This window comes from Streptomyces sp. yr375 (assembly GCF_900110755.1).
GTDB lineage: Bacteria > Actinomycetota > Actinomycetes > Streptomycetales > Streptomycetaceae > Streptomyces.
The window spans coordinates 232,327-246,813 of sequence record NZ_FOFF01000004.1 but is presented as its reverse complement, the minus strand read 5'-3'; the positions used below and the strand labels follow the sequence as shown (position 1 = coordinate 246,813).

General features: G+C 69.3%; 13 protein-coding genes. 10 read left to right on the top strand and 3 right to left on the bottom strand.

Going from position 1 to position 14,487, the window contains the following annotated elements; translation table 11 throughout:
• Nucleotides 1-84 precede the first annotated feature (84 nt).
• The 5 genes from desA (at nucleotide 85) to BMZ82_RS07200 (ending at nucleotide 6,033) form a co-directional block, all read left to right on the top strand.
• Complete coding sequence (gene desA, locus BMZ82_RS07220; protein WP_093772852.1) at nucleotides 85-1,527, top strand: lysine decarboxylase DesA; 1,443 nt, start codon at nucleotides 85-87, stop codon at nucleotides 1,525-1,527.
• Nucleotides 1,511-2,800, top strand: coding sequence for a lysine N(6)-hydroxylase/L-ornithine N(5)-oxygenase family protein (locus BMZ82_RS07215; protein ID WP_093772850.1), 1,290 nt, complete (start codon nucleotides 1,511-1,513; stop codon nucleotides 2,798-2,800). Before desA ends, BMZ82_RS07215 begins: the two co-directional genes overlap by 17 nt.
• Entirely contained in the window at nucleotides 2,797-3,327 is a 531-nt protein-coding gene (locus BMZ82_RS07210; RefSeq protein ID WP_093772848.1) for a GNAT family N-acetyltransferase, read from the top strand. The genes BMZ82_RS07215 and BMZ82_RS07210 overlap by 4 nt, the downstream gene beginning before the upstream one ends.
• Complete coding sequence (locus tag BMZ82_RS07205; RefSeq protein WP_093772846.1) at nucleotides 3,324-5,093, top strand: IucA/IucC family protein; 1,770 nt, start codon at nucleotides 3,324-3,326, stop codon at nucleotides 5,091-5,093. Before BMZ82_RS07210 ends, BMZ82_RS07205 begins: the two co-directional genes overlap by 4 nt.
• A gap of 70 nt (nucleotides 5,094-5,163) precedes the next feature.
• The gene (locus BMZ82_RS07200) at nucleotides 5,164-6,033 is read left to right on the top strand and encodes a DUF4429 domain-containing protein (RefSeq protein WP_093772844.1); all 870 of its coding nucleotides are present in this window, start codon (nucleotides 5,164-5,166) and stop codon (nucleotides 6,031-6,033) included.
• 67 nt (nucleotides 6,034-6,100) lie between these two features.
• Here BMZ82_RS07200 and BMZ82_RS07195 read toward each other — a convergent pair whose 3' ends face one another.
• Nucleotides 6,101-7,684 (bottom strand): purple acid phosphatase family protein, encoded by a 1,584-nt coding sequence (locus BMZ82_RS07195; protein ID WP_093772842.1) that lies wholly within the window; start codon nucleotides 7,682-7,684, stop codon nucleotides 6,101-6,103.
• 186 nt (nucleotides 7,685-7,870) lie between these two features.
• On the opposite strand from BMZ82_RS07195, the gene BMZ82_RS07190 reads away from it, so the two are divergent.
• Nucleotides 7,871-8,128: a hypothetical protein gene (locus BMZ82_RS07190; protein WP_093772840.1), complete on the top strand. Its 258-nt coding sequence runs from the start codon at nucleotides 7,871-7,873 to the stop codon at nucleotides 8,126-8,128.
• A 24-nt stretch (nucleotides 8,129-8,152) separates the two neighbouring features.
• Entirely contained in the window at nucleotides 8,153-9,970 is a 1,818-nt protein-coding gene (glmS, locus tag BMZ82_RS07185) for a glutamine--fructose-6-phosphate transaminase (isomerizing) (protein WP_093772838.1), read from the top strand.
• Nucleotides 9,971-10,117: 147 nt separating this feature from the next.
• Here the strand turns inward: glmS and BMZ82_RS07180 are convergent, their stop codons facing one another.
• Together BMZ82_RS07180 and BMZ82_RS07175 are read right to left on the bottom strand one after the other, a co-directional pair.
• Nucleotides 10,118-10,684 (bottom strand): GPR1/FUN34/YaaH family transporter, encoded by a 567-nt coding sequence (locus BMZ82_RS07180; RefSeq protein ID WP_093772836.1) that lies wholly within the window; start codon nucleotides 10,682-10,684, stop codon nucleotides 10,118-10,120.
• A gap of 131 nt (nucleotides 10,685-10,815) precedes the next feature.
• Nucleotides 10,816-11,343 carry a universal stress protein gene (locus tag BMZ82_RS07175; RefSeq protein ID WP_093772834.1) on the bottom strand — a complete coding sequence of 176 codons (528 nt, stop codon included), beginning with the start codon at nucleotides 11,341-11,343 and terminating at the stop codon, nucleotides 10,816-10,818.
• Nucleotides 11,344-11,777: 434 nt separating this feature from the next.
• Between BMZ82_RS07175 and BMZ82_RS07170 the strand changes: the two genes are divergently transcribed.
• The 3 genes from BMZ82_RS07170 (at nucleotide 11,778) to orn (ending at nucleotide 14,404) form a co-directional block, all read left to right on the top strand.
• Nucleotides 11,778-12,047, top strand: a complete 270-nt coding sequence (locus BMZ82_RS07170) for a hypothetical protein (protein ID WP_093772976.1) — start codon at nucleotides 11,778-11,780, stop codon at nucleotides 12,045-12,047.
• A 378-nt stretch (nucleotides 12,048-12,425) separates the two neighbouring features.
• Nucleotides 12,426-13,655 (top strand): helix-turn-helix domain-containing protein, encoded by a 1,230-nt coding sequence (locus BMZ82_RS07165; protein ID WP_093772832.1) that lies wholly within the window; start codon nucleotides 12,426-12,428, stop codon nucleotides 13,653-13,655.
• A 146-nt stretch (nucleotides 13,656-13,801) separates the two neighbouring features.
• Entirely contained in the window at nucleotides 13,802-14,404 is a 603-nt protein-coding gene (orn, locus tag BMZ82_RS07160; protein WP_093772830.1) for an oligoribonuclease, read from the top strand.
• Nucleotides 14,405-14,487: the final 83 nt, after the last annotated feature.

The window sequence follows — 14,487 nt, the reverse complement described above, 5'->3', positions numbered from 1 at the left end:
AAGCCGAACCGGTCGGATCCGAGACCTCGTCCCCTCGAACCGTCCCTCAGCGGACCCGTCCCCTTACCCCGGAGGACCCTCACCATGCGCTCGCACCTGCTCAATGGCACGACCGCGGAGGCGTACCGCCGCTCCGTGACCGAAGGAGTAGAGCGGGTGGCCGCCAAACTCGCCGCCACCGACCGTCCGTTCACCGGCGTCACGGTCGACGCCCTCGCGCCCCGCATCGACGGGATCGACCTGGACCAGCCGCTGCACGACACCGCGGCCGTCCTGGACGAGCTGGAGGAGGTCTACCTCCGCGACGCGATCTACTTCCACCACCCCCGCTACCTCGCCCACCTCAACTGCCCGGTCGTGATCCCCGCCGTGCTGGGCGAGGCGGTCCTGTCCGCCGTCAACTCCTCCCTGGACACCTGGGACCAGTCGGCCGGCGGCACCCTCATCGAGCGCAAACTGATCGCCTGGACGGCGGAGCGGATCGGCCTCGGACCGGCCGCCGACGGCATCTTCACCTCCGGCGGCACGCAGTCCAACCTCCAGGCGCTGCTGCTCGCCCGCGAGGAGGCCAAGACCGACGGCCTCGCCACCCTGCGCGTCTTCACCTCCGAGGTCAGCCACTTCAGCGTGCAGAAGTCCGCGAAACTCCTCGGGCTCGGCGCGGACTCGGTGGTGTCGATCCCCGTCGGCGCCGACAAGCGGATGCAGACCGTCGCGCTCGCCCATGAGCTGGAGCGCTGCAAGAAAGCCGGGCTGACGCCGATGGCCGTCGTCGCGACCGCCGGCAGCACCGACTTCGGCTCGATCGACCCGCTGCCCGAGATCGCCGAGCTGTGCGCCCAGTACGGCACCTGGATGCACGTCGACGCCGCCTACGGCTGCGGACTTCTCGCCTCCCTCAAGCACCGGGGCCGGATCGACGGTATCGAGCGCGCCGACTCCGTCACCGTCGACTACCACAAGTCCTTCTTCCAGCCGGTGAGTTCGTCCGCCGTACTGGTCCGGGACGCGGCCACGCTCCAGCACGCCACCTACCACGCCGAGTACCTGAACCCGCGCCGCATGGTGCAGGAGCGCATCCCCAACCAGGTGGACAAGTCCCTCCAGACCACCCGCCGTTTCGACGCGCTCAAGCTGTGGATGACGCTGCGCACGATGGGCGCCGACGGCATCGGGCAGCTCTTCGACGAGGTCTGCGACCTGGCCGTCGAGGCATGGCGGCTGCTGGCCGCCGACCCCCGCTTCGACGTCGTCGTCCAGCCGTCCCTCTCCACCCTGGTGTTCCGCTACATCCCCGCCGCCGTCACCGACCCGGCCGAGATCGACCGCGCCAACCTCTACGCCCGCAAAGCCCTGTTCGCCTCCGGTGACGCGGTCGTCGCGAGCACCAAGGTCGGCGCCCGCCACTACCTGAAGTTCACCCTGCTCAACCCCGAGACGACGACCGACGACATCACGGCCGTCCTCGACCTGATCGCCGGCCACGCCGAGCAGTACCTGGGAGAGTCCCTTGACCGCGCTTCCTGAGCCCGTTTCCCCGACGAGGACCTACGACTTCGTGGGCATCGGGCTCGGCCCGTTCAACCTCGGCCTGGCCTGCCTCACCGAGCCGATCGACGCGCTCGACGGCGTCTTCCTGGAGTCCAAGCCCGACTTCGAGTGGCACGCCGGCATGTTCCTCGAAGGCGCCCACCTCCAGACGCCGTTCATGTCGGACCTGGTCACCCTCGCCGACCCGACGTCCCCGTACTCCTTCCTCAACTACCTGAAGGAGAAAGGGCGGTTGTACTCCTTCTACATCCGCGAGAACTTCTACCCGCTGCGCGTCGAGTACGACGACTACTGCCGCTGGGCCGCCCACAAGCTGAGCAGCGTCCGCTTCGACACGACGGTCACGGCGGTGACTTACCAGGACGAGGACGAGCTGTACGCCGTACGGACGGCCGCCGGGGAGACGTTCCGCACTCGGCGCCTGGTCCTCGGCACCGGCACCCCGCCCTACATACCCGAGGCCTGCCACGGCCTCGGCGGCGACTTCATCCACAACTCCCGCTATGTGCAGCACAAAGCGGAGCTGCAGAAGAAGGAGTCGATCACCCTCGTCGGCTCCGGTCAGTCCGCCGCCGAGATCTACTACGACCTGCTCAGCGAGATCGACGTCCACGGCTACCGGCTGAACTGGGTCACCCGCTCCCCCCGCTTCTTCCCGCTCGAATACACCAAGCTCACCCTGGAGATGACCTCCCCGGAGTACGTCGACTACTTCCGTGACCTGCCGGAACAGACCCGCTACCGCCTCACGGCCGAGCAGAAGGGCCTGTTCAAGGGCATCGACGGCGACCTCGTCGACGAGATCTTCGACCTGCTCTACCAGAAGAACATCGGCGGCCCGGTTCCCACCCGCCTCCTCACCAACTCGTCCCTCAACAGCGCGAGTTACGCCGACGGCGGCTACACGCTCGGCTTCCGCCAGGAGGAGCAGGAGAAGGACTACACCCTGGAGTCCCAGGGGCTGATCCTGGCCACCGGCTACCGGTACGCCGAACCGGAGTTCCTGAGCCCGGTCAAGGACAGGCTCCGCTACGACTCACGGGGCAACTTCGACGTCGCCCGCAACTACGCCATCGACACCACGGGCCGGGGCGTGTTCCTCCAGAACGCGGCCGTGCACACCCACAGCATCACCTCCCCCGACCTCGGCATGGGCGCCTACCGCAACAGCTCCATCATCCGCGAGCTGCTCGGCAGCGAGTACTACCCGGTCGAAAAGACCATCGCGTTCCAGGAGTTCGCCGTATGACCTTCACCTTCCGCCCGCTCGACCCCCTCAAGGACGCCGAGCTGCTGCACGCCTGGGTCACGCATCCCAAGGCCGCCTACTGGATGATGCAGGACGCCGGACTGGTGGACGTCGAGCGCGCCTACATGGAGGTCGCCGCCGACGAGCACCATCACGCGCTGCTCGGACTGCGCGACGGCGTGCCCGCCTTCCTGATGGAGAAGTACGACCCCGTCCACCGCGAACTCGTCGGCCACTACGAACCGTTGGCCGGTGACGTCGGCATGCACTTCCTCACCCCGGCCACCGACGCCCCGGTGCACGGATTCACCCTCGCCGTCATCACCGCCGTCATGGCGCACCTCTTCGAGGACCCGGCGGTGCGCCGCGTCGTCGTCGAGCCCGACGTGTCCAACAAGGCCGTGCACGCGCTCAACGAGGCCGTCGGGTTCGTGCCCGAGCGCGAGATACAGAAGCCGGAGAAGAAGGCGTTGCTGAGTTTCTGCACCCGGGAACAGTTCCACGCGGCGACGGCGGTGGCCGTATGAGCCTCGCCGACGCCGTCGCCCACCTCTCCCCCGAGCGCTGGGAGAAGGCCAACCGCCTGCTGATCCGCAAGGCCCTCGCCGAGTTCGCCCACGAGCGGCTCCTCACGCCCGCGGAGGAAGACGGGCGGTACGTCGTCCGCAGCGACGACGGACTGACGTCGTACCGCTTCACCGCCGTCCGCCGCGCCCTCGACCACTGGCAGGTGGCCGCCGACTCGATCACCCGCACCCGCGACGACGCCGAACTCCCGCTCGCCGCACTGGACTTCTTCATCGAGCTGAAGCAGACGCTGGGCCTCAGCGACGAGATCCTGCCGGTCTACCTGGAGGAGATCTCCTCCACCCTCTCCGGCACCTGCTACAAGCTCACCAAGCCCCAGATCACCTCCGCCGAGCTGGTCAGAAGCGGCTTCCAGGCCATCGAGACCGGGATGACCGAGGGCCACCCCTGCTTCGTCGCCAACAACGGGCGGCTGGGCTTCGGCGTCCACGAGTACCTGTCGTACGCCCCGGAGACGGCGAGCCCGGTCCGGCTGGTGTGGCTGGCCGCGCACCGCTCACGGGCCGCGTTCACGGCCGGCGTCGGCATCGAGTACGAGTCGTTCGTACGGGCGGAGTTGGGCGAGAAGACCGTCGAGCGGTTCGACGACCGGCTGCGCGAACAGGGGCTGGACCCCGCCGCCTACCTCCTCATCCCCGTCCACCCCTGGCAGTGGTGGAACAAGCTCACCGTCACCTTCGCCGCCGAGATCGCGCGCGGCAACCTGGTGTGCCTGGGCGAGGGCGACGACGAGTATCTGGCGCAGCAATCCATCCGCACGTTCTTCAACTCCTCGCATCCCGAGAAGCATTACGTGAAGACGGCGCTGTCCGTCCTCAACATGGGCTTCATGCGCGGCCTTTCGGCGGCGTACATGGAGGCGACCCCCGCCATCAACGACTGGCTCGCCCAACTCATCGACAACGACCCGGTGTTGAAGTCGACGGGGCTGTCGATCATCCGGGAGCGGGCGGCCGTCGGCTACCGGCACCTGGAGTACGAGGCGGCGACGGACCGCTACTCGCCGTACCGCAAGATGCTGGCCGCGCTGTGGCGGGAGAGCCCGGTGCCCACGCTCCGCGACGGCGAGTCGCTCGCGACGATGGCCTCGCTCGTCCATGTCGACCACGAGGGACGGTCGGTGGCCGGCGCGCTCGTCGAGCAGTCGGGGCTGGCGCCGACGGAGTGGCTGCGGCACTACCTCCAGGCCTACTACACGCCGCTGCTGCACAGCTTCTACGCCTACGACCTGGTCTTCATGCCGCACGGCGAGAACACCGTCCTGGTGCTGGCGGACGGGGTCGTGCGGCGGGCGATCTACAAGGACATCGCCGAGGAGATCGCCGTCCTGGACCCGCTCGCGGTGCTGCCGCCCGAGGTCCGGCGCATCCGCGTCGAGGTGCCCGAGGACAAGAAACTGCTGTCCATCTTCACCGACGTCTTCGACTGCTTCTTCCGCTTCCTCGCCGCCGACCTGGCCGCCGAGGGGATCCTCGCGGAGGACGACTTCTGGCGCACGGTCGCCGAGGTCACCCGCGCCTACCAGGACGCCAACCCCGAACTGGCCGACAAGTTCCGCCAGTACGACCTGTTCGCGCCCGAGTTCGCCCTGTCCTGCCTCAACCGGCTCCAACTGCGCGACAACCGGCAGATGGTGGACCTGGCGGACCCCTCGGGCGCCCTCCAACTGATCGGAACCCTGAAGAATCCCGTCACAGGGTTCTGATCACGACAGGCGGGCGCCCCCGAGTACGGTCCTCGGGGGCGCCCGCCGCGTTCTTTGGAACAATCGCCCCATGGCGGAAATCATCCAGAAGGACGGCACCTGGGTCTTCGACGGCGACACCCTGCGCCTGACCCCGGGGCGGGACAAGAACGTCGGCCTGCTACGCCGGGAGCTGGGTGAACTCGTCGTCCCGCTGGGCGCGTTGGCGGGGATCTCGGTCGAGCAGGGCAAGAAGGCCGGGCGGCTGAGGCTGCGGTTGCGCGACGGCGCGGACCCCCTGCTGCACGCGACCGGCGGCCGGCTGGCCGAGCCGCACGACCCGTACCAACTCGTCGTCGAGTCCGACCGGTACGGCGTCGCCGAGTACCTCGTGGACGAGGTGCGGGGCGCGCTGGCGCTGGACCAGGTACCGGCCGGCCCGGTGGACGCGTATCTGCTGCCGGGGCCGTCCGTACCGCTCACGGCCGCCGCCGGGGACGGCACGGCTAGCTTCGACGGCGAGCAGGTGCGCCTGGAGTGGAACTGGAAGACGGAGGACGCCAAGGCCGCCGCCGGCGCCCGCACGATCGCGGTCGCCGACATAACGGGCGTCGAATGGCAGCCGTCGGCCGGCCTGGAGAACGGCCACCTGCGGTTCACCGTGCGCGGCGCGCCCACCAAGGCCCGGCCGAAGTACGACCCGAACGCCGTCGAGCTGTGGGGCTTCCGCAAGGACCCGCTGATGGCGCTGGTCGCGGCGGCGGTCCAGGCCCGCCTGCCGCACCCGTCGGCCACGACGACCGCAGGACCGGTGGGCGCCCTCCTCCCGGCGCCGGAGCCCGCCGACGACCACGACGCGCTGCTGCGCCGCCTGCGCGAGCTCGGCGAGTTGCACCGGGACGGGGTCCTGACGGACGAGGAGTTCACGATGGCCAAACAGGCGGTCCTCAAGCGCCTGTAGCGCGGGCGAGGACCGCCTGCCGGGGGTGTGCGCCCTGCCTTCCGGGCACACCGTGGTGCGTACGGGGCTACTTGGCCTTGCGGGCCACCGTGAAGTGGTCGATCTGGTCGCCGGTCTCGGCGATGCCGCGCACGGTCAGGGTGGCCGTACGGCCCTTCGCGGCGGGGGTGACGTCGACGCGCAGGAACGAGTAGTCGAGGTAGCGCACGCGCGACCAGGTGACCGTCTCGTTGACCTTGCCCGACTTGGTGTTGATGAAGGAGGCCACCGACTCGACCTCGTTCTCGTGGCCCTCGTAGGACAGCGGGGCGGTGAACGCGTACAGGCTGCGGCCGGCCGCGCCCGCCGTGACGTAGACGACGCCCTCGGTCTCCGGGTAGGCGGTGCCGCCGATCGGGAGCTTCTTGGCGACCGCGCCCTTCTTGATGACGTCGGTGCGCTCGTACTGGTGGTTGTGGCCGTTGATCACCAGGTCGACGGTGTACTTCTCGAACAGCGGCACCCACTCCTGGCGGACACCGCCCTCCGAGGCGTGCGCGGTGGACGTGCAGTAGGCGCAGTGGTGGAAGAAGACGACGATGAAGTCGACGTCCTTCGAGGCGCGGTGCTTCTTGAGCTGCGCCTCCAGCCACGTGGTCTGGGTGCCGCCCGAGATGCCGAGGTTGGCCGGGATCTCGAACGAGATGTCGTTGGCGTCGAGCGAGATGACCGCCGTGTTGCCGTAGACGAAGGAGTAGACGCCCGGGAGGTTCTTCTTGTCCGGGCCGTTGTCGGGCAGGTTCCAGCGGGCTTCCTCGCCGCCGTAGCCGTTGGGCGAGTACCAGGCCTCCATGTCGTGGTTGCCGAAGGCCGGCATCCACGGCACGGACTTGGCGACGGACTCGGTCTGGGCGAGGAACTGGTCCCAGATCCGCGAGTCGAAGCCGGTGTCCGAGCTCTGGCCGGAACCCGACGGGTCGGCGTAGGCGATGTCACCGGCGTGCAGGTGGAAGGCCGGGTTCTGGCCGAGGAGCAGGCTGTTGTTGGCCAGGCCGTGGTAGCTGACGCCCTCGTCGCCGAAGGCGGTGAAGGTGAACGGCGCCTTGTGGGCGGGGGCGGTGGTGAAGGTGCCCAGGGTGCCCAGCAGGTGCGGCGCGGCCGGGTCGAAACCGGCGTGGCCGACGCCGTAGTAGTACGTCTTGCCGGGCTTGAGGTGGGTGAGCTTGGCGTGCAGGTAGTACTGGGTGTGGTTGCCGCTCGCGCCGACCCCGGCCGGCGTGAACAGGGTCCGCACCTCGGCCTCGATCTTGCGGGAAAGGTCCCAGGGGTGGACGCCGACACGGATGAAGGGCTTCTTCACCGCGACCGGGACCTGCCAGGAGACGGAGATCTCGGTGCGCGGGTCGCTGCCGTAGGCGAGGTGGCGGCCGAACGGGGCGACGAGCGAGCCGTCGACCCGCTCGGTGGTCGGCGCGGGCTTCGGGGTCTGCGTCCGCGCCTGGGCCTGTACGGCGGCCTGGGCCGTGGCACCGGTCACGAACGCGCCACCGGAGACGGCGCCCAGCGTGACCGCGCCGGTTCTGATCATCGAGCGCCGGGAGAACTTGGCGCGCAGGTACTCGTGCTGCTCGGCCATGCTCATGTGTGCGGCGAGCTGGTCGGGTACGCCCATGCGAGGAGTGTCCATGACGTCTGAAACTCGTGGCCTCGGACGACCAGCCGCAAGACGCCATATGGACGATTCGCGAACAGGGGCTCATAACACATTCAATGTTGTCCCAAGGTTCCTTAACAGGCGCGTGCCCGAAATCGGGCAGGTTTCTTGCGAAACCGGCTCGCGTCCCTCAGGATCTACCGGGTGCACGACGAACTCGTTGATCACCTGACGCGCTCCACGCCCCTCCAGCGGGGCGAGGCGCTACGGGTGATCCAGGACGTGCTCGCCTACTTCGACGAGACGACCGAGGACTACGTCCGTCGCCGCCACCGCGAACTCCAGGCCCAGGGCCTGGTGAACGCGGAGATCTTCGAACGGATCGAGGCGGACCTGAAATACCGTGCGGTGGCCCCGCCCGAGCTCACGCTCAGGCAACTGCGGCGCATCGTCTACGGCTGAACCGAAGCTTGGGGATACGTATATATGTGCGGAATCGTCGGATACATCGGGAAGCGTGACGTCGCTCCCCTGCTCCTGGAGGGCCTGCAGCGCCTGGAGTACCGCGGGTACGACTCCGCGGGCATAGTCGTCACCTCCCCGAAGACGGCCGGCCTGAAGATGGTCAAGGCCAAGGGCCGGGTCCGTGACCTGGAGGCCAAGGTCCCGGCGCGCTTCAAGGGCACCACCGGCATCGCCCACACCCGCTGGGCCACCCACGGCGCCCCGTCCGACGTGAACGCCCACCCGCACATGTCGGCCGACCTCAAGGTCGCCGTCGTGCACAACGGCATCATCGACAACGCCTCCGACCTGCGCAGGAAGCTGGAAGCGGACGGCGTCGAGTTCCTCTCGGAGACCGACACCGAGGTCCTCGTCCACCTCGTCGCCCGCTCGCAGGCCGACAAGCTGGAGGACAAGGTCCGCGAGGCGCTGCGCGTCGTCGAGGGCACCTACGGCATCGCCGTCATGCACGCCGACTTCAACGACCGCATCGTCGTCGCCCGCAACGGCTCCCCGGTCGTCCTCGGCATCGGCGAGAAGGAGATGTTCGTCGCCTCGGACATCGCCGCGCTGGTCGCCCACACCCGCCAGATAGTCACGCTGGACGACGGCGAGATGGCCACCCTCAAGGCCGACGACTTCCGCACCTACACCACGGAGGGCACCCGCACCACGGCCGAGCCCACCACCGTGGAGTGGGAGGCCGCCTCCTACGACATGGGCGGCCACGACACCTACATGCACAAGGAGATCCACGAGCAGGCCGACGCCGTGGACCGCGTGCTGCGCGGCCGCATCGACGACCGCTTCTCCACCGTGCACCTCGGCGGCCTCAACCTGGACGCCCGCGAGGCGCGCCAGATCCGCCGCGTGAAGATCCTCGGCTGCGGCACCTCGTACCACGCGGGCATGATCGGCGCCCAGATGATCGAGGAGCTGGCCCGCATCCCCGCGGACGCCGAGCCCGCGTCCGAGTTCCGCTACCGCAACGCGGTCGTCGACCCCGACACGCTGTACATCGCCGTCTCCCAGTCCGGTGAGACGTACGACGTGCTGGCGGCCGTCCAGGAGCTGAAGCGCAAGGGCGCGCGGGTGCTGGGCATCGTCAACGTGGTCGGTTCGGCGATCGCCCGCGAGGCCGACGGCGGCATGTACGTGCACGCCGGCCCCGAGGTCTGCGTCGTCTCCACCAAGTGCTTCACCAACATGACGGTGGCCTTCGCGCTGCTCGCCCTGCACCTCGGCCGCACCCGCGACCTGTCCGTGCGCGACGGCAAGCGGATCATCGAGGGCCTGCGCAAGCTGCCCGGCCAGATCGCGGAGATCCTCTCCCACGAGGAGGAGATCAAGAAGCTGGCCGAGGAGTTCGCCGAGGCCCGCTCCATGCTCTTCATCGGCCGCGTCCGGGGCTACCCGGTGGCCCGTGAGGCCTCCCTGAAGCTCAAGGAGGTCTCGTACATCCACGCCGAGGCCTACCCCGCCTCCGAGCTGAAGCACGGCCCGCTGGCCCTCATCGAGCCCGCGCTCCCGACGGTCGCGATCGTCCCGAACGACGACCTGCTGGAGAAGAACCGCGCGGCCCTGGAGGAGATCAAGGCCCGCAGCGGCAGGATCCTCGCGGTCGCCCACCAGGACCAGGAGAAGGCCGACCAGACGATCATCGTCCCCAAGAACGAGGACGAACTCGACCCCATCCTCATGGGCATCCCCCTCCAACTCCTCGCCTACTACACGGCAAAGGCCCTCGGCCGAGACATCGACAAGCCCCGCAACCTGGCCAAGTCAGTAACGGTGGAGTAGCGCCCCGAAGGGGCGCGGGGAACTGCGCGAGCAACCACGACGCGCCGCAGAGGCGAGACAACAGAACGGCCCCCCACGTGCGCTACCGACACGTGGGGGGTCGTCCCCGTCACCGGGGATGCCCAACTCCCCGGCCCCGGCCGCCAATCAGCCCGTGGCCGTCACCCCGGGGCGGGCAGCCCGCCGCAAAAACGCCGTAGGCCAGTGAGCCAGCGCCGCCGTCGCCGCATACCAAGCAACCACTCCCGCCGCGACGGCGAACCAGCCACCGACCTTGGTCAGCCCGTCACTTCCGGCGAACCGCGCGACGGCCATCAACGCGAGCGCGACGAAGAACAACCCGTACACGCCCTGGCCGAGTTGGTCGCCACCGGCGAGCGTCAGGGACAGCGCCACGAGGGCGAACAGCAGCAGGAAGAGCCCTGCCGCGTTGTCGGAGACCTGCGCCCCGGCCGAGACCGCCCAGGTGAACCAGAACGCGCCCAGGACGGTGTAGGCGGTGCCGGAGGCCGTGTCGCGGTCCCGGAGGGCGAACAGGCCGGCGACGAACAGCGCGACGCCGCCGACGTAGTGGGCGACGGCGACGGCGTCCGCGGCCGTCACGCCGTCGATGAGGCCGGTGTTCCCGAGGCCGAAGGCCAACAGGGTGACGCCGAGGGCGAGTCGGCCGGCGATCGTAGTGGTGCTGCTTCCCGCGGAGACGTCATTGTCCACGGCGGGCTCCCTTCACGCACGTGCAGTTGTGTGAGCGATATATGCCCTTCACAAACACACAAACACCCTGCGAGAGCCACGAATTCGGGCGGATCGCCAAGGAACGCGAAGGATCGCCAAGAATCGCGAAATTACGGGATCACGATGACCGGCCGCTTCGCCCGCTTGGCGAGCCGCCCGGCGACCGAGCCGAAGATCCGCCCCACGATGCCGTGCGTCGAGCCGACGACGATCGCGTCGGCCTCGTACTCCCGCCCCACCTCTTCGAGTTCGTGGCAGATGTCGCCGCCGCGCTCGACCAGGATCCAGGGCACCTCGGCGAGGTACTCCGCGCACGCGAGCTCCAGACCGAGCACCTCGGTGCGGTGGTCCGGCACGTCGACGAAGACGGGCGGCTCGCAGCCCGCCCACACCGTGGTGGGCAGCCGGTTCGCGACGTGGACGATGATCAGGCCCGAGCCGGAGCGGTGGGCCATGCCGATGGCGTACGCGAGCGCGCGCTCACTGGACGTGGAGCCGTCGAAGCCGACGACCACGCCGTGCTTGAAGGCTGGATCGCAGGAATGGCGTGCGTCTTCCGCCGCCAGGGGCTCGGCCGCCGTAGGGTCGGCGACGGGCCGCTTGCGGTCCGCGGGTTCGAAGAATTCGTGACCGGCCATGGCTGTCTCGGCGAATCGATCCTTATATACGGGACATACGGGCGGGGCGGCGGTGATCGACGGAGCTGGGGAGCTGTCCGGGAATCATCTTCCCAACCCCATACCCCCAAGGGTACGGCGGCACGCCTCCCAGGCCCAGATCACGCACACCCCCGGTGGGGGTTCCAGGGAGCATGCCCGAGCGGACGCCCGTAACGCAATGGCTGCTGCCCCGTACAGGCGGTTTGCACAGCGTTCACTTACGCGGAACCGACCTCGGCAGTGACCGACCGCCCGGAGCGGCGTTGAACCCCTTGCACCACCGGCCCCCCGGTACCGCCGCCGCACCGCCCCCGCGCCGCCCCCAGGAAGGAGCCCGCCCCGTGCTCTCGCCCCGCGCCACCCCCGGCACCCGCCCCGGCACCCACCCCCGCGAAGACCGGACGACCGACCTGATGCGCTGGGCCGCCTTCAGTTGCGTCCTGGTTCCGGTGGTCCTCCTCTGGTACGGCACCTCGCTGGCCGGCACCGCGGGCACCGCCCTGGGCCTGGCCGCCGTCACGGCCGTCTGCCGGGTGCTGCTGCGCCGCTCCGAGCGGTACGCGGCCCGGCTGCTCGCGGAGGACCACACGCCGCAGGCGCACCACCGGGGGCGCCATCAGCGCACCGGATCGGGGTCGCACCGTGGCGGTCGTCACTCCGGGGGAAACTCACCGGTCGGTTGACCGGTTTTCGCGCACGGACCCGCATCTTTTCAGCCAACTTCCGGGCAGTGCGCATCCCTTGCCGAAACTACCCCCCACCCCCCGTTTGACCTGCACGGAAAGGGCCTCAGAGCCCCTGTGCACCCTACGGGGATTGGCCACCACACCGAGGCGCACTTCCCTGTACGGCCCACTAGTGCAACGCTTCGTGATCGAATGCTTCACGCCAAGTTGCCATGTCGACAATCTGCCGGGTGCTGAACTGGCCACGCCGGCATCATGCGACACAGTAGATTTCGATCTTGACTGTCTACGGCGGGGGACTCGTGCAGGACCGAGGGGAAACGTGCAGGAGCGACACAACCGAGGAGCCGCGACCACCGAGGGGGGCTTAGCAGGATGAGCCACGACTCCACTGCCGCGCCGGAAGCCGCGGCCCGGAAACTCTCCGGGCGACGCCGCAAGGAGATCGTCGCGGTGCTGCTGTTCAGCGGCGGCCCCATATTCGAGAGTTCCATTCCACTGTCGGTGTTCGGGATTGACCGCCAGGACGCCGGCGTACCGCGCTACCGCTTGCTGGTGTGCGGCGGCGAAGAAGGCCCGCTGCGGACCACGGGGGGCCTGGAACTCACCGCGCCACATGGCTTGGAAGCGATCTCACGGGCGGGCACGGTCGTCGTGCCGGCCTGGCGTTCGATCACTTCTCCGCCACCGGAGGACGCGCTCGACGCGCTGCGCCGGGCGCACGAAGAGGGTGCCCGCATCGTGGGCCTGTGCACCGGCGCGTTCGTGCTGGCCGCCGCAGGCCTGCTGGACGGCCGACCGGCGACGACCCACTGGATGTACGCACCGACGCTGGCCAAGCGCTATCCGTCGGTGCATGTGGACCCACGAGAACTCTTCGTGGACGACGGAGACGTCCTGACGTCGGCGGGTACGGCGGCCGGAATCGATCTCTGTCTGCACATCGTGCGGACGGATCACGGCAACGAGGCGGCGGGCGCGCTGGCCCGGCGTCTGGTGGTCCCGCCGCGCCGGTCGGGCGGCCAGGAGCGCTATCTCGACCGGTCTTTACCAGAGGAGATCGGCGCCGACCCGCTCGCCGAGGTCGTCGCCTGGGCGCTGGAGCACCTCCACGAGCAGTTCGACGTGGAGACGCTGGCGGCCCGCGCCTATATGAGCCGCCGTACCTTCGACCGCCGTTTCCGGTCACTGACCGGCAGCGCGCCACTGCAGTGGCTGATCACCCAGCGGGTGCTGCAGGCGCAGCGGCTGCTGGAGACGTCGGACTACTCGGTGGACGAGGTCGCGGGCCGGTGCGGGTTCCGCTCGCCGGTGGCCCTGCGCGGCCACTTCCGCCGCCAGTTGGGGTCGTCCCCGGCTGCGTACCGGGCGGCGTACCGGGCCCGTAGGCCGCAGGGCGAACGGACGACGGACAACGAGCCGTCGTCCCCGCCGCCCTCGTCGCAGTCGCTGCACGCGGACGGGCCGGGACCGGTCCCGCCGCAGATCCGGCGCACGGCCGGCGCGGGCGCGATGGGCTCGTCGGCGTCCCTGCCGTCCGAGCACGCGCGCGACGCGTACGCGACCTCGCGGGCGAGCCTGCCGGGGCAGCGCAGCGGTATGTGAACGACCTTGTGACGCGGGAGGGGGCTGGGCCGACCCAGCCCCCTCCCGCGTTCCCGGGACGAGGCCGACACGGACGAAGCCCACCCGGACAAAGCCCACACCGCCGTGAGCACCTCAAAAGCCGACGTCAGCTTTAGGGTGGTCGCATGAACGATCGCATGGTGTGGATCGACTGCGAGATGACCGGCCTCTCGCTGTCGGACGACGCTCTCATCGAGGTTGCCGCCCTCGTCACCGACTCCGAGCTGAACATCCTCGGCGACGGCGTGGACATCGTCGTCCGCCCGCCGTCCAAAGCCCTGGAGACGATGCCCGACGTGGTGCGCGAGATGCACACCCGGTCCGGGCTGCTCGACGAGCTGGCCGGCGGGACGACGCTCGCGGAGGCCGAGGCGCAGGTGCTGGCCTACGTCCGGGAGCATGTGAAGGAGCCGGGGAAGGCGCCGCTGTGCGGCAACTCCGTCGGCACCGACCGCGGGTTCCTGGCCCGGGACATGTCGGCTCTGGAGACCTACCTGCACTACCGGATCGTCGACGTGTCGTCGATCAAGGAGCTGGCCCGGCGCTGGTACCCGAGGGCGTACTTCAACAGCCCCGAGAAGAGCGGCAACCACCGCGCCCTCGCCGACATCCGCGAGTCCATCGCGGAACTGCGCTACTACCGCGAGGCCGTCTTCGTACCGCAGCCCGGCCCGGACTCCGACACGGCGAAGACCATCGCCGCCAAGCACGTCCTGCGCGCCCCGTAACGCGCCCCGTAGGGGCGGTCGGGGGTCGCCCGGAAAAGCCGTGCACGAGCACCCCTTCGGACCCTGTACACTTTTTCTCGGCC

Coding starts and splice junctions, on each gene's coding strand:
- BMZ82_RS07175 (WP_093772834.1), bottom strand. CDS start 11,343: ATGGCCGGTCACGAATTCTTCGAACCCGCGGACCGCAAGCGGCCCGTC.
- BMZ82_RS07165 (WP_093772832.1), top strand. CDS start 12,426: ATGAGCCACGACTCCACTGCCGCGCCGGAAGCCGCGGCCCGGAAACTC.
- desA (WP_093772852.1), top strand. CDS start 85: ATGCGCTCGCACCTGCTCAATGGCACGACCGCGGAGGCGTACCGCCGC.
- BMZ82_RS07195 (WP_093772842.1), bottom strand. CDS start 7,684: ATGGGCGTACCCGACCAGCTCGCCGCACACATGAGCATGGCCGAGCAG.
- orn (WP_093772830.1), top strand. CDS start 13,802: ATGAACGATCGCATGGTGTGGATCGACTGCGAGATGACCGGCCTCTCG.
- BMZ82_RS07205 (WP_093772846.1), top strand. CDS start 3,324: ATGAGCCTCGCCGACGCCGTCGCCCACCTCTCCCCCGAGCGCTGGGAG.
- BMZ82_RS07170 (WP_093772976.1), top strand. CDS start 11,778: ATGCGCTGGGCCGCCTTCAGTTGCGTCCTGGTTCCGGTGGTCCTCCTC.
- BMZ82_RS07200 (WP_093772844.1), top strand. CDS start 5,164: ATGGCGGAAATCATCCAGAAGGACGGCACCTGGGTCTTCGACGGCGAC.
- BMZ82_RS07210 (WP_093772848.1), top strand. CDS start 2,797: ATGACCTTCACCTTCCGCCCGCTCGACCCCCTCAAGGACGCCGAGCTG.
- glmS (WP_093772838.1), top strand. CDS start 8,153: ATGTGCGGAATCGTCGGATACATCGGGAAGCGTGACGTCGCTCCCCTG.